General features: G+C 65.0%; 16 protein-coding genes and 1 pseudogene. 6 read left to right on the top strand and 11 right to left on the bottom strand.

Annotation, left to right across the window (positions count from 1 at the left end; translation table 11 throughout):
* Window positions 1-47: 47 nt before the first annotated feature.
* On the bottom strand, window positions 48-749 hold the full coding sequence (locus tag V5279_RS44530) for an RluA family pseudouridine synthase (protein WP_166300570.1): 702 nt from the start codon (window positions 747-749) through the stop codon (window positions 48-50).
* Between the two features lie 49 nt (window positions 750-798).
* Between V5279_RS44530 and ftsY the strand changes: the two genes are divergently transcribed.
* Window positions 799-1,743: a signal recognition particle-docking protein FtsY gene (gene ftsY / locus V5279_RS44525; RefSeq protein WP_166300572.1), complete on the top strand. Its 945-nt coding sequence runs from the start codon at window positions 799-801 to the stop codon at window positions 1,741-1,743.
* Window positions 1,744-1,901: 158 nt separating this feature from the next.
* Window positions 1,902-2,501, top strand: a complete 600-nt coding sequence (locus V5279_RS44520) for a septation protein A (RefSeq protein ID WP_338693611.1) — start codon at window positions 1,902-1,904, stop codon at window positions 2,499-2,501.
* Between the two features lie 67 nt (window positions 2,502-2,568).
* On the opposite strand, the gene V5279_RS44515 is transcribed toward V5279_RS44520, so the two are convergent.
* From V5279_RS44515 to ccmA, 6 genes are all read right to left on the bottom strand, one after another.
* Window positions 2,569-2,943 carry a helix-hairpin-helix domain-containing protein gene (locus tag V5279_RS44515; protein ID WP_338693609.1) on the bottom strand — a complete coding sequence of 125 codons (375 nt, stop codon included), beginning with the start codon at window positions 2,941-2,943 and terminating at the stop codon, window positions 2,569-2,571.
* 161 nt (window positions 2,944-3,104) lie between these two features.
* Entirely contained in the window at window positions 3,105-3,698 is a 594-nt protein-coding gene (locus V5279_RS44510; RefSeq protein ID WP_338693607.1) for a DsbE family thiol:disulfide interchange protein, read from the bottom strand.
* Window positions 3,695-3,874, bottom strand: a complete 180-nt coding sequence (ccmD, locus tag V5279_RS44505; RefSeq protein WP_166300578.1) for a heme exporter protein CcmD — start codon at window positions 3,872-3,874, stop codon at window positions 3,695-3,697. The genes V5279_RS44510 and ccmD overlap by 4 nt, the downstream gene beginning before the upstream one ends.
* A 4-nt stretch (window positions 3,875-3,878) precedes the next feature.
* Entirely contained in the window at window positions 3,879-4,610 is a 732-nt protein-coding gene (locus V5279_RS44500; RefSeq protein ID WP_338693604.1) for a heme ABC transporter permease, read from the bottom strand.
* Between the two features lie 90 nt (window positions 4,611-4,700).
* On the bottom strand, window positions 4,701-5,369 hold the full coding sequence (gene ccmB / locus V5279_RS44495; protein WP_021078801.1) for a heme exporter protein CcmB: 669 nt from the start codon (window positions 5,367-5,369) through the stop codon (window positions 4,701-4,703).
* Window positions 5,370-5,634: 265 nt separating this feature from the next.
* The gene (ccmA, locus tag V5279_RS44490) at window positions 5,635-6,237 is read right to left on the bottom strand and encodes a heme ABC exporter ATP-binding protein CcmA (protein ID WP_338693600.1); all 603 of its coding nucleotides are present in this window, start codon (window positions 6,235-6,237) and stop codon (window positions 5,635-5,637) included.
* A gap of 239 nt (window positions 6,238-6,476) precedes the next feature.
* Between ccmA and acnA the strand changes: the two genes are divergently transcribed.
* The 4 genes and pseudogenes from acnA to V5279_RS44470 all read left to right on the top strand — a co-directional run bounded on the left by acnA (window position 6,477) and on the right by V5279_RS44470 (window position 11,964).
* On the top strand, window positions 6,477-9,197 hold the full coding sequence (gene acnA / locus V5279_RS44485; RefSeq protein WP_338693598.1) for an aconitate hydratase AcnA: 2,721 nt from the start codon (window positions 6,477-6,479) through the stop codon (window positions 9,195-9,197).
* A 69-nt stretch (window positions 9,198-9,266) separates the two neighbouring features.
* A pseudogene (locus V5279_RS44480) lies at window positions 9,267-10,042 on the top strand (IS5 family transposase).
* Window positions 10,043-10,282: 240 nt separating this feature from the next.
* Window positions 10,283-11,044: a DUF1223 domain-containing protein gene (locus V5279_RS44475; protein ID WP_338693596.1), complete on the top strand. Its 762-nt coding sequence runs from the start codon at window positions 10,283-10,285 to the stop codon at window positions 11,042-11,044.
* A 548-nt stretch (window positions 11,045-11,592) separates the two neighbouring features.
* Window positions 11,593-11,964 (top strand): DUF2794 domain-containing protein, encoded by a 372-nt coding sequence (locus tag V5279_RS44470; RefSeq protein WP_338693594.1) that lies wholly within the window; start codon window positions 11,593-11,595, stop codon window positions 11,962-11,964.
* Window positions 11,965-12,149: 185 nt separating this feature from the next.
* Here the strand turns inward: V5279_RS44470 and V5279_RS44465 are convergent, their stop codons facing one another.
* The 4 genes from V5279_RS44465 to V5279_RS44450 all read right to left on the bottom strand — a co-directional run bounded on the left by V5279_RS44465 (window position 12,150) and on the right by V5279_RS44450 (window position 17,091).
* Window positions 12,150-12,680, bottom strand: coding sequence for an N-acetyltransferase family protein (locus V5279_RS44465; RefSeq protein WP_338693592.1), 531 nt, complete (start codon window positions 12,678-12,680; stop codon window positions 12,150-12,152).
* A 99-nt stretch (window positions 12,681-12,779) separates the two neighbouring features.
* Window positions 12,780-13,571 carry a Bax inhibitor-1/YccA family protein gene (locus tag V5279_RS44460; RefSeq protein ID WP_029081319.1) on the bottom strand — a complete coding sequence of 264 codons (792 nt, stop codon included), beginning with the start codon at window positions 13,569-13,571 and terminating at the stop codon, window positions 12,780-12,782.
* 233 nt (window positions 13,572-13,804) lie between these two features.
* Window positions 13,805-16,375 carry an ABC transporter permease gene (locus tag V5279_RS44455; RefSeq protein WP_338693589.1) on the bottom strand — a complete coding sequence of 857 codons (2,571 nt, stop codon included), beginning with the start codon at window positions 16,373-16,375 and terminating at the stop codon, window positions 13,805-13,807.
* Window positions 16,372-17,091: an ABC transporter ATP-binding protein gene (locus V5279_RS44450; RefSeq protein ID WP_028336302.1), complete on the bottom strand. Its 720-nt coding sequence runs from the start codon at window positions 17,089-17,091 to the stop codon at window positions 16,372-16,374. The genes V5279_RS44455 and V5279_RS44450 overlap by 4 nt, the downstream gene beginning before the upstream one ends.
* Window positions 17,092-17,107: the final 16 nt, after the last annotated feature.

Below are 17,107 nucleotides of genomic sequence, written 5' to 3'. Positions count from 1 at the left end.
GGGCCTGAATGTTCCGTAAAGGATACTTGTCCGTAAAATCACGGAGGTCACTGCCCGTTCCAGCCGCAGCTCTTGAGCCGCTCGTGCATGTGGTCCGGCGCGGGCGCGACGACATGCACCGGCTCCTTGTTGCGCGAGATCGGGATGCCGATTTCGCGGGAGTGCAGGTGCAGGATCGGCTCGCCGAAGCGCGGGCCGTTGCCGTAGATGTTGTCGCCGACGATCGGCCAGCCCATCGCCGCTGAATGCACCCGCAGCTGATGGGTGCGGCCGGTGACCGGCTCCATCGCGAGCCAGGCGAGGCCCTGACCGCGTCCCAGCACCTTCCAGTTGGTGATCGCCTTCTGCCCGTCCGGATCCGGCTTCTGCCACCAGCCGCGCTCGGCGTTGAGCCGGCCGAGCGGCATGTCGATGGTGCCTTCGTCCTCGGCGGGCCCGCCCTCGACCACGGTCCAGTAGGTCTTCGCGATCTTGCCGTGCTTGAACAACAGCCCGAGCGAGGCGGTCGCCTTGCGGTGGCGTCCCAGCACGAGGCAGCCGGAGGTGTCCTTGTCCAGCCGATGTGCCAGCACCGGCGGCCGCGGCAGGCCGAACCGCAGCGCGTCGAACGAGGCCTCCAGATTGGCCCCGCCCTTGGGGCCGCGATGCACCGGCAGGCCCGCCGGCTTGTCGATCACCAGCATCAGTCCGTCGCGGTGGAGCACGCGGCCCAAGATTTCTTCCGCGGTCAATTGGGGAACATCAATCAATTCGTCGAGACTTTCGTTTATGGGCCGAAACGGCTAACACGTCCGCGCCATGAACGATACCACTGCGGGAACTCCAAAACAGAGCTGGTGGCAGCGCCTGAAAGGCGGCCTGAAGCGCACCTCCGGTGCGCTGGGGACGGCGGTCGCCGATCTCGTCACCAAGCGCAAGCTCGATCGCGCCATGCTCGATGACATCGAGGATGTGCTGCTGCGCGCCGATCTCGGCACCGAGGTCTCGGTGCGGATCGCGGAGGCGGTCGGCAAGGGCCGCTACGACAAGGCGATCTCGGCCGATGAGGTCAAGGCGGTTGTCGCGACCGAGGTCGAGAAGGTGCTGGCACCGGTGGCCAGGCCGCTCGAGATCGATGCCGGGAAGAAGCCATTCGTCGTCCTGGTCGTCGGCGTCAACGGCTCCGGCAAGACCACGACGATCGGCAAGCTCGCCGCGAAATTTTCCGCCGAGGGCCGCAAGGTCATGCTCGCGGCCGGCGACACGTTCCGCGCCGCGGCGATCGAGCAGCTCAAGGTCTGGGGCGAGCGCACCAAGTCGCCGGTCATCGCCGGCGCCCAGGGCTCGGATTCGGCAAGCCTCGCCTTCAGCGCGCTGACTGCGGCGAAAGAGCAGCAGCGCGACGTGCTGCTGATCGACACCGCCGGCCGGCTGCAGAACAAGTCCGAGCTGATGAACGAGCTCGAAAAGGTCGTGCGCGTCATCAAGAAGGTCGATGCGTCGGCGCCGCACGCCGTGTTGCTCGTGCTCGACGCCACGGTGGGACAAAATGCGCTGTCGCAGGTCGAGGCGTTTCATCGTACGGCAGGCGTCACCGGCCTCGTGATGACCAAGCTCGACGGCACCGCGCGCGGCGGCATCCTTGTCGCGCTGTCGGAGAAGCACAAGCTGCCGGTGCATTTCATCGGCGTCGGCGAAGGCGTCGAGGATCTTGCCCCCTTCACGGCGAAGGATTTTGCCAAGGCAATTGCTGGAATCGAGTAATTCATCCTTCGAGACGCGCGCAAGTGCGCGCTCCTCCAGCAACAACGGCAAAGCCGTTGTGCGGGGATGACGGTGGGATACGAAAGGTCGTCATCCTGAGGAGGCGCGGAGCGCCGTCTCGAAGGATGGCCAAGACACGAGTTCAATGGACTGAATTGATGGACAAGACCCAACCACATCCGCTGTTCAAGCTCGCGACCGAACTCGGGCCGCTGCTCGTGTTCTTTGTCGCGAACGCCAAGTACCATCTGTTCGTCGCAACCGGCGCGTTCATGGTGGCGATTGTCGCGGCGATGATCGCGTCCTATGTGGTGACCAAACACGTGCCGATCATGGCGCTGGTGACCGGCGCGGTCGTGCTGGTGTTCGGCACCCTGACACTGGTGCTGCACGACGAGACCTTCATCAAGGTAAAGCCGACCATCATCTACGGCCTGTTTGCGGCCGTGCTCGGCGGCGGGCTGCTGTTCGGGCGTTCCTTCATCGCCGTGATGTTCGACCAGATGTTCAATCTGACGCCGCAGGGCTGGCGCATCCTCACCATGCGCTGGGCGCTGTTCTTCGCGGGCATGGCAATCCTCAACGAGATCGTCTGGCGGACGCAGACCACCGATTTCTGGGTGAATTTCAAGGTGTTCGGCGTCACGCCGCTGACCATGATATTCGCCATCGCGCAGATGCCGCTGACCAAGCGCTATCATCTGGAGCCGGTCTCGCTGGAGACCAGCGAAGCGGACGCGGGCGATCTGCGGAAGTAACTCCGAACGCAGCGCGGGCGATTGCGCCGCGCTGCGTCCGAGGCCTTAGAGATCAGCTCCTCAGAAATCAGCTCTTCTGCTTGGCGATGATCTTGTCCTTGATCTTGTCGTAGGTCGCCTGCGGCAGGATGTTCTTCTGCACCAGTTCATCCTTGCCCTTGTAGGGGCGGCCCTTGATGATCGCGGCCGAGTAGGCCTTGCCGACGCCGGGCAGCGCGTCGAGCTGGTCGGTGCTGGCGCTGTTGATGTCGAGCAGGTCGTCCTTCGCCATGCCCGTCGTCTTCAATTCGGGGGCGGCCGCCTTTGGCGCGGGAGCCATCCTGGTCTCGGACTTTGCGGCGGGCGCGGCCGGCTGCGGGGTTTGAGCGAACGACGGCGTGGCCGTCATCATGCCGAGCGTGAGCGCGGTGGCGAGCAGTGAAGCGAGCGTGGTCTTGCGCATATGTCCCCTCCAGAGGAACGTTGATGTCAACGCCAGTGAGTTGGGGCTGCGTTCATGGCGTTGCCATGGCCGCGAAATGAACCGCAGATAAACGTGTCGAATTATTTTGTCGCAGCTTTTCGCGCGCAATCTGTTCGCGCATCCACCGAATGACGACGCGATTATTTGTTCGCGCGCAGCGCCTTCTCGATCTCGGCCTTGAGCACGGTGTTGACGTTGTCAGGCGTCACCGGACCGACCAGCTTGTAGACGATCGTGCCTTCGCGTCCGACCACGAAGGTCTCGGGCACACCATAGACGCCCCATTCGATCGAGGCGCGGCCGTTGCCGTCGACGCCGACGATGCCGAACGGATTGCCGTAGCGGCCGAGGAAGCGCCGCGCATTCTCCGGCGAGTCCTTGTAGTTGATGCCGATGATCTGGAAGCGCTTGTCCTTGCCGAGCTCGGTCAGCAGCGGCGCTTCATCATGACAGGGCACGCACCACGACGCCCAGACATTGACGATGCTGACCTTGCCCTTGAAGGCGGCGGGATCGAGACCTGGCACGGCCGCGCCGTCCCGCACTAGGCCGTCGAGCGCGGGCAGGGCCGTCTGCGGCGCGGGCCGTCCGATCAGTGCCGACGGGATCTTCGAGGGATCCCCCCCATAGAGCCGCAGCAGGAACAGCCCCGCGAGCCCGAGGAAAAAGATGAGCGGCAGCACCACCAGCAGGCGGCGGGTTTGCGGCGGGCCGTTTGTCGCCTGCTCGCTCATCGGATGTCCGCCGCGCTGCGGCCGGAGCGGCGCGTGACGCCGCTGGCCTCGATCTCCCTGAGGCGGGCCTGCTGCAGGCGATAATCGGCGCTGATCCAGACGATCAAAAGCAGTACGACCGCCGCGACCAGCGCATAGGACGTCACGATGAAGGAGGCGTAGGGACCAAGCGACATCGTGTCACGCCGCCCGTTGATTAGCTTGCATCATCTGCAAGCTGCGCACGCGCCGGCGCAGGATCTCGTTGCGCATCGCCGCCAGATGCAGCGTGATGAAGAGCAGCGAAAACGCGATCGCCATCACCAGCAATGGCCAGAGGAACGCCTTGTCGAGCGTCGGCCCGCCCGCGCGAAACACCGAGGCCGGCTGATGCAGCGTGTTCCACCAGTCGACCGAGAATTTGATGATCGGGATGTTGATCGCGCCGACCAGGGTCAGGACGGCTGCGGCCCGCGCCGCGCGCGACGGGTCCTCGACCGCACGCCACAGCGCCATCAGGCCGAGATACATCAGGAACAGGATCAGCACCGAGGTCAGGCGGGCATCCCATTCCCAGTAGGTGCCCCACATCGGCCGGCCCCATAGCGAGCCGGTGACCAGCGCGAGGAAGGTGAAGGCGGCGCCGATCGGAGCAGCGGCCTTCGCCGCGACGTCGGCAAGCGGATGCCGCCACACCAGCGTGCCGAGCGCGGCCACGCTCATCACGCCCCAGACGAACATCGACAGCCACGCATTCGGCACGTGGATGAACATGATCTTCACGGTGGCGCCCTGCTGATAGTCGTCGGGCGCCATGGCCGACCCGTACAGCCCGACCGCGAGCAGGATCGCGGTCACGCCCACGAGCCACGGCAGGATCCGTGCGGTCAGCGCCAGGAACTTGGTCGGGTTGGCGAGGTCGGTGAGCGTCATGGCACCCTGATAGTCGTCCGATGTGTCGCAGGCAATCGGCCGAACTGCTCTCGTCGAGATTTGATCTGGCCCAATTTGATCTTGCCCATTTCAGTCCAGCCCGTGCCGCAGGCTCGCGGCGGCGGCAAACGGGCCGATCACCAGGCTGGCAAGCGACAGCGCGCAGAGGATCGAGAACGGTGTTCCAAAGGGCAGCGGCCCCGATATCGCGGCCTGGGAGGCCGCAACACCGAAGATCAGCACCGGGATCGACAGCGGCAGCACCAGCACCGCGAGCAGCAGGCCGCCGCGATGCAGCGTCACCGCCAATGCCGCGCCGATCATGCCGGTGAAGGTCAGCGCCGGTGTTCCCGCCAGCAGGGTCGCCGCGACGGCAAGTGTCGCCGTGCCGTCGAGATTGAGCAGCAGGCCGAGCACCGGCGTCGCGATGATCAGCGGCAGGCCGGCGGCGATCCAATGCGCCAGCGCCTTGGCCGCGCAGGCGAGTTCCAGCGGCGTCCGGCTCATCACGATGAGGTCGAGCGAGCCGTCCTCGTGGTCGGCCGTGAACAGCCGGTCGAGGGTGAGCAGGCTCGCCAGCAACGCACCGAGCCAGAGAATGGCAGGTCCGAGCCGCGACAGCAGCGCGAGATCCGGCCCGACCGCGAACGGCATCAGCACCGTGACGGTGAGGAAGAACAAGACCCCGATCAGCGCGCCGCCGCCAACGCGCAGCGCTATACGGATGTCGCGCCGGATCAATGCGGCAAGCGCACTCATGCCGCGCCTCCGCGGTGGTCGCCGCGTGAATCCACATCGTGCGGCGTGCTCGCTGCGCTCCCTCCCCCCTTGCGGGGGAGGGCTGGGGAGAGGGGTGGCCCCGGGCGAGATCGTTGATAGACACCTCGCTCGTGCAATCTCGGTCCAGCGTCGTTTAGGGATAGGCGGAAAGAGCGCGTCGTGTGGCACCCCGCTCCCTGACCCTCCCCCGCAAGGGGGGAGGGGACGGAGAGACCTGTGCTTAGTGACAAGAGGCGTCGCGCGCTCATGCCGCGCCTCCCATCCGCAGGTCGCGCGCGGCGATGCCGAGGGGCAGATGGGTCGCTGCGACGATCAGGCCGCCGCTGGCGAGGTGATCGCGCATCAGGCCGACGAACAGCTCCTGTCCGGCCGCATCGAGCGCCGATGTCGGCTCGTCCAACAGCCAGACCGGCCGCCGCACCGAGAGCAGGCGCGCGATCGACAGGCGGCGGCGCTGGCCGGCGGAGAGGTAGGCCGCCGGCAGATGCGCGGCGTGATCGAGCGCCACGGCGGCAAGGCAGCCCCCGGCGTCCCGGATCTCGCCACCGAGGAAATCCCGCCAGAAGGAAAGATTTTCCGCCACGCTCAGCGCCGGCTTCAGGGCGTCGCGGTGACCGAGATAGTGGGCCTGTTCGGGCAGGCTGAGCTCGGCGTCGCCGCCTTCAAGCGCGATCGAACCCTCGGCGGGAACCAGCAGCCCGGCGATCACGCGCAGCAGCGAGGTCTTGCCCGCGCCGTTGGGGCCGGTGATGGCGAGCGCCTCGCCGGCTGTGGCCGACAGATCGAGGCCGGAAAACACCTCGCGTCCGCCGCGCACGCATTTCAGATTTCGTCCGGAGAGCTGCATGGTTCGTCTTGTCACAGCCCTCTGAAATCTTTCGCTACCGCGTGAGAATTTTTGGGTCGCGCAACGCTGTCGCACGCTTGTCGGTGTGGCGGTGCTTCTAGAAAGGTTCTATAAGCCCGGAACTTGATGCAGCACACACAATCGGCGGCCGCAAGCCATCCAGGCCATCCCTCGGCCAGTGTCGTTCGCCGGTGTTTAGTTACCCTTGCCGGGTATAACTGAAAATTGGGATTCCTCGCATGACCTCGCTCGACAGCTTCAAATGCCGCAAGACCATGAAGGTCGGCGGCAAGTCCTACGTCTATTACAGCCTGCCCCAGGCAGAGAAGAACGGACTGAAGGGAATTTCGAAGCTGCCCTATTCGATGAAGGTTCTGCTCGAGAACCTGCTGCGCAACGAGGATGGCCGCACCGTCAAGAAGGAAGACATTGTTGCGGTGTCGAAGTGGCTGAAGAAGCGCCAGCTCGAGCACGAAATCGCCTTCCGCCCGGCGCGCGTGCTGATGCAGGATTTCACCGGCGTCCCGGCCGTAGTCGATCTCGCGGCGATGCGCAACGCGATGCAGAACCTCGGCGGCGATGCCGAGAAGATCAACCCGCTGGTGCCGGTCGATCTCGTCATCGACCACTCGGTGATCGTCAACTTCTTCGGTGACAACAAGGCGTTCGCGAAGAACGTCACCGAGGAATACAAGCAGAACCAGGAGCGCTACGAGTTCCTGAAGTGGGGCCAGAAGGCGTTCTCGAACTTCTCGGTGGTGCCGCCCGGCACCGGCATCTGCCACCAGGTCAATCTCGAATATCTCGCGCAGACGGTGTGGACCAAGAAGGAGAAGATGACGGTCGGCAAGAAGACCGGCACCTTCGAGGTCGCCTATCCGGACTCGCTGGTCGGCACCGATTCGCACACCACGATGGTCAACGGCCTCGCCGTGCTCGGCTGGGGCGTCGGCGGCATCGAGGCGGAGGCCTGCATGCTCGGCCAGCCGCTGTCGATGCTGCTGCCTGAGGTGGTCGGCTTCAAGCTCAAGGGCCAGCTCAAGGAAGGCGTCACCGCGACCGACCTGGTGCTGACCGTCACCCAGATGCTGCGCAAGCTCGGCGTGGTCGGCAAGTTCGTGGAGTTCTTCGGCCCGGGCCTCGATTTCCTGTCGGTCGCTGACAAGGCGACCATCGGCAACATGGCGCCCGAATACGGCGCGACCTGCGGCTTCTTCCCGGTCGATGCCGCGACCATCGATTACCTGAAGACCTCGGGCCGCAAGGCCGACCGCGTCAAGCTGGTTCAGGCCTATGCCAAGGCGCAGGGTCTGTTCCGCACCGCCAAGTCGGCCGATCCGGTGTTCACCACCACGCTGACGCTCGACCTCGCCGACGTCGTGCCGTCGATGGCCGGACCGAAGCGCCCGGAAGGCCGCATCGCGCTGCCGGCAGTGTCGACCGGTTTCGCCACCGCGCTGGTCAACGAGTACAAGAAGCCCGAAGGTGAATCCAAGCGCTTCGCCGTCGAGGGCCGCGACTTCGATCTCGGCCATGGCGACGTCGTGATCGCGGCGATCACCTCCTGCACCAACACCTCGAATCCGAGCGTGCTGATCGGCGCTGGCCTCTTGGCGCGCAAGGCGGCCGCCAAGGGCCTGAAGGCCAAGCCGTGGGTGAAGACCTCGCTCGCGCCGGGCAGCCAGGTGGTGGCGGAATATCTCGCCAATTCCGGCCTGCAGACCGATCTCGACAAGGTCGGCTTCAACCTGGTCGGCTTCGGCTGCACGACCTGCATCGGCAATTCCGGCCCGCTGCCGGAAGACATCTCGAAGTCGATCAACGAGAACGGCATCGTTGCCGCCGCCGTGCTGTCGGGCAACCGCAACTTCGAAGGCCGCGTCTCACCGGACGTGCAGGCGAACTACCTCGCCTCGCCGCCGCTGGTGGTCGCGCATGCACTTGCCGGCACCGTGACGAAGGATCTGGCGGTCGAGCCGATCGGCATCGGCAAGGATGGCAAGCCGGTGTTCCTGAAGGACATCTGGCCGACCACCAAGGAGATCAACACCTTCATGAAGAAGTACGTCACCGCGACGATCTTCAAGAAGAAGTACGCCGACGTGTTCAAGGGCGATACCAACTGGCGCAAGATCAAGACCACGGAAAGCGAGACCTATCGCTGGAACATGAGCTCGACCTATGTGCAGAACCCGCCCTATTTCGAAGGCATGAAGAAGCAGCCGGACCCGGTCATCGACGTGGTCGACGCGCGGATCCTGGCGATGTTCGGCGACAAGATCACCACCGACCACATCTCCCCGGCCGGTTCGATCAAGCTGACCTCGCCCGCCGGCAAGTTCCTCAGCGAGCACCAGGTGCGTCCCGCCGACTTCAACCAGTATGGCACCCGGCGCGGCAACCACGAAGTGATGATGCGCGGCACTTTCGCCAACATCCGCATCAAGAACTTCATGCTGAAGGGCGCCGACGGCAATATTCCGGAGGGCGGTCTGACCAAGCACTGGCCCGACGGCGAGCAGATGTCGATCTACGACGCGGCGATGAAGTACCAGCAGGAGGAAGTGCCGCTGGTGGTGTTCGCCGGCGCCGAATACGGCAACGGCTCGTCGCGCGACTGGGCCGCCAAGGGCACGCGCCTGCTCGGCGTGCGCGCGGTGATCTGCCAGAGCTTCGAGCGCATCCATCGCTCCAACCTGGTCGGCATGGGCGTGCTCCCGCTCACCTTCCAGGACGGCACGTCGTGGTCCTCGCTCGGCCTGAAGGGCGACGAGAAGGTCACGATCCGCGGGCTGCAGGGCGACCTGAAGCCGCGCCAGATCCTGACCGCGGAGATCGTCTCCGGCGACGCAGCCAAGCGGGACGTCCCGCTGCTCTGCCGCATCGATACGCTGGACGAGCTCGATTACTATCGCAACGGCGGCATCCTGCACTATGTGCTGCGCAAACTCGCGGCCTAGGTGGTGTGGACTCTAAGGATTCCCTTTTAGGAGCAAATCAGATTCAAGGCTGCTTTTGGGGAGGCCGCCTTGGGTGTGATGGACCGTTTGGTATTGAGCGACGCGGCGTGGGAGCGGATAGCGCCGCTGATCATAGGGCGCCCCGATCAGAAGGGCTCCACCGGGCGCGACAACCGGATGTTCGTGGAAGGTGTGCTGTGGATCGTGCGTACGGGGTCTCCCTGGCGCGATCTTCCGGAGGTGTTTGGGGACTGGAACAGCGTGTTCCGGCGCTTCAGTCGATGGAGCATCAAGGGTGTTTGGTGGCGGATCTTCGAGGCGATGTCCGATGATCCGGACTTCGAATATCTGATCGTCGATTCCACCATTGTTCGGGCGCATCAGCACGCCGCCGGCGCCAAAAAGGGGGGTCTGAAGATCAAGCGGAAGATCAAGCGATCGGCCGCTCGCGCGGCGGCCTGAGCACCAAGATACATATGGCCGTTCGAGGCTTGGGATGTCCGGTGCGGTTCACGCTTACCGCAGGTCAGAAGGGCGATGCACCGCAAGCCGCCGCATTGATCGAAGGCTTATCCGCCGAGGTCGTCATGGCCGATACGGCCTATGACGCCGATCACTTGCGCCAAGCCATCGCCGCCAAAGGCGCGCTCGCCGTGATCCCCAACAACCCGTCACGCGCGCTCAAATATCCACTCGACAAGCATTTCTATGCCCAGCGTCATCTCGTCGAATGCTGCTTCTCAAAGCTCAAGCAGTTCCGCCGCGTCGCAACCCGCTTCGAAAAAACGGCCCGGAACTACCGGGCCGTCGTCACTCTCGCAGCCATCGTTCTATGGATGCGCTAGTGTCCACACCACCTAGGCCCTTTGTTTGAGCATGATCTGTTCGGAAAACCGCTTCACACTTTTCCGGATCATGCTCTAACGCGGATTTGTGATCGGTGCCTCACCGCTTAGTGAGTGGCGACTAAAAAGAAGGCGGCCTATGACAAGGCCGCTTTCTCGCGTTTTGGGGCACGCAAGTTCAGGGACAGGCTTCATGCTCCGTACAATTACGGATGGAAATCATCACGACTGGTTCGCAGTATGACAGCGATGATGGCCTATAATTCGATCTCGCGATGGTCCAGCGCTCTTGGTATTTGCGCGATCGTTGCGGTCATCCGCCCCGCTCACGCCGATCCGCGTGCTGTCGTCGAACTCTTCACCTCGCAGGGGTGCTCTTCCTGTCCGCCCGCGGACAAGATCATCGGCGATCTCGCCAAGGACCCCAACGTCATCGCGCTGAGCATGCCGATCGACTATTGGGACTATCTCGGCTGGAAGGACACGCTGGCCGATTCCCGTTTCAGCGCGCGCCAGAAGGCCTATTCGCACATGCGCGGCGATCGCGACGTCTACACGCCGCAGGCCGTGATCAACGGCTCCGCGCACGTGATCGGCAGCGATCGGGCGAGCATCGAGAGCGCCATCAAGGACACCGAGATGAGCGGCAGCGTGATGTCGGTGCCGGTGACGCTGACGCTGACCGGCAAGCAGATCAACGTTTCGGTGGCCGCGTCGAAGTCGCCCGCAGTGTCGCGCGGCGAAGTCTGGATCTGCTCGATCTCGAAGTCGGTGCCGATCTCGATCGCGCGCGGCGAGAACCGCGGCCAGGAGATCACCTACCACAACGTGGTGCGCAATCTCCTGAAGGTCGGTGACTGGAACGGTTCGTCCGGGAGCTGGACCGTGCCGCTGGAGAACATTACGCGCGATGGCGTCGATGCCGCGGCGGTGTACGTCCAGGACGGCAATCGCGACAAGCCGGGCCCGATGCTCGGCGCCGCTTTCACCTCGCTTCGCTAGCGCCTTGCGGCGCCAGCTTCCGTCGGTCGCGCCATTGGGGGACACGCAGCTTGTCATGCAGCCCACGCGGGAGGCGGCCGACCTGCAATCCAGAGATATTCTGATGCGAACGCGGTGAGCCTCTGGGCCCGTCTCGATCGCGCGTGCCTCGAGCAGGCTCCCAAAAACAAAAAGGACCAACTTTCGTTGGCCCAGTGTTGGGATTAACTCCCCTGCGAACAGGCCCGATCCCGACGGCCCCGGGGGGCTGGGGGCTGAGGAATCCGGAACCGAAAGGACCGGGCCAACGCAGGATTTTCTTTTCGCAGGGCAGCGGGGCGGGCGATGGGCGGAAGTGGGGCAGCAATATGATTCCGCTAACGTTCCCGTGACTCTCTGGTTTTCCGGATAATCCGCCGCGTCAGACCGTGGTTAAGACCCGGTTGCATCGCGAATGGCCCCTTGCAGGCCCCCTCGCTTAGCGCAATCATGTCAGCGTTGTGACGATCCCGAAAAGGGGGGACCGGCTTTCGGACCATGATCGTCACTGGGATGACAGGAGGCGCTCGATGAGTCTGATCTCGGAGGACACTGATCCGAGCGGGAACCGCGCCGCGGCGCGCCCCGCCGCCGCGATCCCGCAGCCCAACCGCGTGACCTTCAATCGACTAGAGCTCAACCGCATTCTCAATCTCTACGGCCGCATGGTCGCCGACGGCGAGTGGCGCGACTATGCGATCGACTTCCTGAAGGACCGTGCCGTGTTCTCGGTGTTTCGGCGCGCGTCCGAAATGCCGATCTACCGGATCGAGAAGGATCCCCGGCTTGCGCGCAAGCAGGGCATGTACAGCGTGATTTCGGCGACGGGCCTGATCCTGCGCCGCGGCCATGAACTCGAACGCGTGCTGTTCGTGATCGACCGCAAGCTGTCGCTGGTCTAGCCCCACCTCCCCTTGAAAAGGGGAGGTCGCTTTGCTCGTCAGAGCAAAGCGGGTGGGGATTTGCTCTCTCCGCACACAGCGTCGCCCGTGGCTGACCCCCATCCCGACCTTCCCCCTTTCAGGGGGAAGGGGAAGATAGATTATCCCGGATTGCGCTGCGCTCCATCCTGGCTACGGATTGTCGCTCAATCCGCCGGCACCGTCGCACCGCCTTCGCCGAGCGGGCGCTGCATCATCACGGTGTCGAGCCAGCGGCCGAATTTCAGGCCGACGCCCGGGTGTGTCCCGATCATCTCAAAGCCGCAGCGGCGGTGCAGTCCGATCGAGCCGGCATTGGCCGAATCCCCGATCACCGCGATCATCTGCCGGAAGCCGCGTGCGTCGCATTCGGCGATCAGGCGCTCCATCAGCTTGAGGCCGACGCCGCGGCGATGGAGCGCAGGATCCAGATAGACCGAGTTCTCGACCGTGAAGCGATAGGCCGGCCGCGGCCGGTAGGGGCCGGCATAGGCATAGCCGGCGACGCGGCCGTCGAGCACGGCTGTAAAATAGGGGTAGCCGCCATCGATCAGCGCTTTGTAGCGGCGGGTCATCTCGGCGAGGTCGGGCGGGATCAGCTCGAAGGTCGCGGTGCCAAAGCGCACCGCCTGCTCATAGATCGCGGTGATCGAGGGCAGGTCCGCCTCGGCGGTCGGCCTGATTTCCGGATTGGACATGGTGCGGAGAGTATTTTTGCCGCGCTCAAAAGAAAAGCCCCGGCCGCATGGCCGGGGCTTCTACTACAAGGCTTGGATCAATCGGCTCGATCGAGGCGCTTAGTCGCGCTGGCCGAGCAGCTGCAGCAGCAGCGTGAACAGGTTGATGAAGTTCAGGTAGAGCGACAGCGCACCAGTGATTGCCGCGCGCTCTGCCATCACGCCACCCTGCGAGGCGTAGCCGTAGATGTAGTCGTTCTTCAGCCGCTGGGTGTCCCAGGCGGTGAGGCCCGCGAACACCAGCACGCCGACCACCGAGACGATGAACTGCAGCGCCGAGCTCGCCAGGAACAGGTTGACCAAGCTCGCGATGATGATGCCGATCAGGCCCATGAACAGGAACGAGCCCATGCCGCTCATGTCACGCTTGGTGGTGTAGCCGTAAAGGCTCAGCGCACCGAACGTCGCCGCGGTGATGAAGAACACGCGCACGATCGAGGTGTGCGTGTACACCAGGAAGATCGACGACAGCGACAGGCCCATCAGTGCCGAGAACACCCAGAACAGGAGTTGGGCGGTCGCGGGCTGCAGACGGTTGATGCCTGCCGAGATGACGAACACCATCGCAAGAGGGGCGAGGATGAACAGCCACTTCAGCGGGCTCACGAACATCGCGTAGCCGAACTGCGTCAGATAGGCGTTGCCGAACTTGGCAACGGCGGCGGACTGGTCGCTGGTCACCGCACCCATGTAGACGCCGAGCGCGGCCAGGCCGGTGATGGCGAGGCCGATGCTCATGTAGTTGTAGATGCGCAGCATGTAGGCGCGCAGACCGGCGTCGACGGCCGCAGCGTCAATGCGCCCGGCGGCCCGGCCGAAAGGAGAAGCGTAATTGCGGTCTAGGTCCGACATGGTCGAATTCCCGTGGTTGGTCCCGGTGGAGCGCAAGGGATTTGCGGCGCCGGTCGTAAATCTATCTCAGATGGCTCGGTTTGCGGAACATTAATTCCGTGTCATTCAGACGACCATCCGGCTCGATTGGTATGTGGGAAATTAACACATCCGACGCAAGCTTCCACGCGCGGCCGAATGTCGCTCTGAGCGAACAGTATAGGGAAAAACGGCCTCGGTGCCGCTACAAATTGTCACAAATTCCGCAGCACCGAGGCCGGCTTCTGGTTCAGCGCGAGCAGCGTTCCGGCCAGCCCCAACCCAACCGTGACGATCAGCGCGGCGACCACGACCAGCGCGGCGCTACCGGCCTGCCAGATGAAACTCAGCGTCATCAGTCGCGTCACGATCAGCCAGGCCGCGATCGAACCGGCGATCACCCCGAACAAAGCGGTTGCAAAACCGATCATCAGATACTCTAGCGCGTAGGCCCCGAGCAGCCGCACCCGCGTGGCGCCGAGCGTCTTGAGAATCACGGCGTCGTAGACGCGGTGGCGGTGACCTGCGGCGAGCGCGCCGCCCAGCACCAGGATCGCCGAGATCAGCGTCACCGCGCTGGCGCCGCGGATCGCCAGCACCAGATTGCTGACCACGCTGCCGACCGTCTCCAGCGCCTCGCGGACCCGCACGCTGGTCACCATCGGGAACGCGTCGGCGACCTGCTTGATGATGCGCGCATCGTCTCCGTTGTCGGCATGCGGCTCCGTCAGGGTCGCGACGTGGCTGTGCGGCGCGCCCCTGAAGGCGTTCGGCGAGAACACCAGCACGAAGTTGATGCCGAGCCCCTGCCAGTCGATGTTGCGCAGGTTGGCGATCTTCGCCGCCACGTCGCGGCCGAGCACGTTGACCACGATCTCGTCGCCGATCTTCAGGTCCAGGCCGTCGGCGATCTTCTTCTCCATCGAGACCAGCGGTGGTCCGCTGTAGTCCGGCCCCCACCATTCGCCCTCGACGATCTTCGAGCCCTTGGGAATCTCGCCGGTGTAGGTCAGGCCGCGGTCGCTCTGCAGCACCCATTCCGAATCGACTGACGGCTTGAGCTGGTCGCCCTTGACGCCGCGGGCGGCGACGATGCGCCCGCGCAGCATCGGCACGTCCTCGACGGTCGAGCCAGGCGCGATCTGCGCCAGGAAGGCGGCAAAGCGGTCGGCCTCGGTGGAGGGGATGTCGATGAAGAAGAACGACGGCGCCCGGTCCGGCAGCGCGGCCAAAAATTGCCGGCGCAGATTGCCGTCGATCTGGGTGATGGTGACGAGCACGGCGAGCCCGAGCCCCAGCGACAGCACGACCGACGGCGTCAGCGCGCCCGGCCGGTGGATGTTGGCGATTGCAAGCCGCAGCATGGTGATGCGGCTGCGCGGCAGCCGGCGCGCCACCGCCATCAGGATTTCGGCGATCCCGCGCAACAGCAGGAACACCGCGATCGAGGCGACGACGAAGACGGTCGCGACCCGCTTGTCATAGGCAAGTCCGATCGCAACCCCGACCAGGAGCGCGATCACCACGGCCATCAGCGCCAGATAGCTCCAGCGCGGGCGGTGCCACTCGCTGGTGATGGTCTCGCGGAACAGCGCCGCGACCGGCACGTCATGCACCCGGCCGAGCGGCCACAGCCCGAACGCCAGCGCGGTGAGCTGGCCGTAGAGGAAGGAAAGCGCAAGCTCGTCGGGATGCAGCGCGGGCACCACCGGCAGCGGCAGCAGCTTGCCGAACAGGCCGACGATGACGAAGGGCAGCGTGGCGCCGAGCACGAGCCCGATCACCGAACCGATCCCGGCCAGCACCACCACCTGCGTGCAGTAGATCGTGAAGACGTCGCGGCCGGTGGCGCCGAGCGCCTTGAACGAGGCGATGACGTCGCGGCGCCGGTCGATATGGCTCTTCACGGCATTGGCCACGCCGACGCCGCCGACCAGCAGCGCGGCAAGGCCGACCAGGGTCAGGAACTGGGTGAAGCGGTTGATGGTGCGCTCAAGCTGCGGCGAGGCGTTGTTGCGGCTGCGGACCTCCCAGCCGGCCTCCGGCGCCGCAGCCCGCGCGCCGTCGATCAGCGCGGTGGTGGCGCGATCGTCGTTGGCGCCGTCGGGCAGCTTCACCCGGTAGATCCAGCGCACCAGGCTGCCCGGTTGCAGCAGGTCGGTGGCGCGCAGGCTCGCTTCGCTGATCAGGAAGCGCGGGCCGAGGCCGACACCGCCGGCGAGCTTGTCCGGCTCGGCCGCCACCACGCTGCGGATCTGGTAGGTCGCGCTGCCGATCGTGACGCGGTCGCCGAGCTTGAGGTCGAGCCGCGCCAGCAGCGTTGAATCGGCAGCCGCGCCATAGACGCCGTCGCGCTCGGCAAGCAGATCGGCGACCGGCATGTTCGGCTCGAGCGTCAGTTCGCCGAGCAACGGATATTTGCCGTCGACCGCCTTGAGCTCGACCAGCGCCAGCTTGCCTTCGCCGCTGCGCGCCATCGCGCGGAGCGTAGCTGCGACCGAAACCTCGCCGCGCGTGCGCAGATAGGCGACCTCGTCGGGCTTGGCCTCGCGCGAGATCAGCGAGAACGCGACATCGCCGCCGAGCAGCGTGCGCCCCTCGCGCGACAGGCCGTCGCCGAGGCTCGCGGCGACCGAGCCGACGCCGGCAATCGCCATCACGCCGAGCGCAATGCAGGCGATGAACACGTAGAAGCCGCGCAGGCCGCCGCGCAATTCGCGCAGCGCATATCGGAAGGCAAGCGACGACGCGCGACCCTGGATCGCGACTTCGGACGCAATGCTCATGTCGTGGATTGTCCGTCGATGCGGCCGGAGCGCAGCCGCACGACGCGGTCGCAGCGCTGCGCCAGCGCGAGGTCGTGCGTCACCAGCACCAACGTCATGCCGCGCTCGGCGTGCTTGGTGAACAGCAAATCGACGATCTGCTTTCCCGTCGTCTCGTCGAGATTTCCGGTCGGCTCGTCGGCGACGAGGATCGCGGGATCGGGCGCCAGCGCGCGCGCGATGGCAACGCGCTGCTGCTCGCCGCCGGACAGTTGGGTCGGATAGTGATGCAGGCGTTCGCCGAGCCCGACCGATTGCAGCTCCTGCGCGGCGCGTGCGGCGGCATCGGGATTGCCGGCGAGCTCGAGCGGCACGGCGACGTTCTCCAGCGCCGTCATGGTCGGGATCAGATGGAACGACTGGAAGACGATGCCGACCTGGCGGCCGCGGAAGCGCGCCAGCGCATCTTCATCGAGGGCATTGAACGAGGTGCCGTTGACGACCACTTCTCCACTGTCAGGACGTTCAAGCCCCGCCATCACCATCAGCAAGGTCGACTTGCCCGAGCCCGACGGGCCAATCAGGCCGATGGCCTCACCCGCTGCCACACGAAGGCTGATATCTTTGAGGATATGAACCCGTGCCGCGCCGGTGCCGAGCGAGAGATTGACGTTCCTGACGGCAATGGTGTCCGGCTCGACGTCGGTCAGTGAAGAGGATTCGATGAGACTGTCCATGGTTCGGTCATATGGC

The sequence above is a fragment of the Bradyrhizobium sp. 26S5 genome (assembly GCF_036923295.1).
In the GTDB taxonomy this organism is placed as follows: Bacteria; Pseudomonadota; Alphaproteobacteria; order Rhizobiales; family Xanthobacteraceae; genus Bradyrhizobium; species Bradyrhizobium septentrionale.
This window is presented reverse-complemented; position numbering and strand designations above follow the sequence as displayed.

What these genes read in the sequence shown, in the direction of transcription:
- ftsY (WP_166300572.1), top strand. Translation starts at nt 799, where the DNA reads ATGAACGATACCACTGCGGGAACTCCAAAACAGAGCTGGTGGCAGCGC.
- V5279_RS44520 (WP_338693611.1), top strand. Translation starts at nt 1,902, where the DNA reads ATGGACAAGACCCAACCACATCCGCTGTTCAAGCTCGCGACCGAACTC.
- V5279_RS44515 (WP_338693609.1), bottom strand. Translation starts at nt 2,943, where the DNA reads ATGCGCAAGACCACGCTCGCTTCACTGCTCGCCACCGCGCTCACGCTC.
- V5279_RS44510 (WP_338693607.1), bottom strand. Translation starts at nt 3,698, where the DNA reads ATGAGCGAGCAGGCGACAAACGGCCCGCCGCAAACCCGCCGCCTGCTG.
- ccmD (WP_166300578.1), bottom strand. Translation starts at nt 3,874, where the DNA reads ATGTCGCTTGGTCCCTACGCCTCCTTCATCGTGACGTCCTATGCGCTG.
- V5279_RS44500 (WP_338693604.1), bottom strand. Translation starts at nt 4,610, where the DNA reads ATGACGCTCACCGACCTCGCCAACCCGACCAAGTTCCTGGCGCTGACC.
- ccmB (WP_021078801.1), bottom strand. Translation starts at nt 5,369, where the DNA reads ATGAGTGCGCTTGCCGCATTGATCCGGCGCGACATCCGTATAGCGCTG.
- ccmA (WP_338693600.1), bottom strand. Translation starts at nt 6,237, where the DNA reads ATGCAGCTCTCCGGACGAAATCTGAAATGCGTGCGCGGCGGACGCGAG.
- acnA (WP_338693598.1), top strand. Translation starts at nt 6,477, where the DNA reads ATGACCTCGCTCGACAGCTTCAAATGCCGCAAGACCATGAAGGTCGGC.
- V5279_RS44475 (WP_338693596.1), top strand. Translation starts at nt 10,283, where the DNA reads ATGACAGCGATGATGGCCTATAATTCGATCTCGCGATGGTCCAGCGCT.
- V5279_RS44470 (WP_338693594.1), top strand. Translation starts at nt 11,593, where the DNA reads ATGAGTCTGATCTCGGAGGACACTGATCCGAGCGGGAACCGCGCCGCG.
- V5279_RS44465 (WP_338693592.1), bottom strand. Translation starts at nt 12,680, where the DNA reads ATGTCCAATCCGGAAATCAGGCCGACCGCCGAGGCGGACCTGCCCTCG.
- V5279_RS44460 (WP_029081319.1), bottom strand. Translation starts at nt 13,571, where the DNA reads ATGTCGGACCTAGACCGCAATTACGCTTCTCCTTTCGGCCGGGCCGCC.
- V5279_RS44455 (WP_338693589.1), bottom strand. Translation starts at nt 16,375, where the DNA reads ATGAGCATTGCGTCCGAAGTCGCGATCCAGGGTCGCGCGTCGTCGCTT.
- V5279_RS44450 (WP_028336302.1), bottom strand. Translation starts at nt 17,091, where the DNA reads ATGGACAGTCTCATCGAATCCTCTTCACTGACCGACGTCGAGCCGGAC.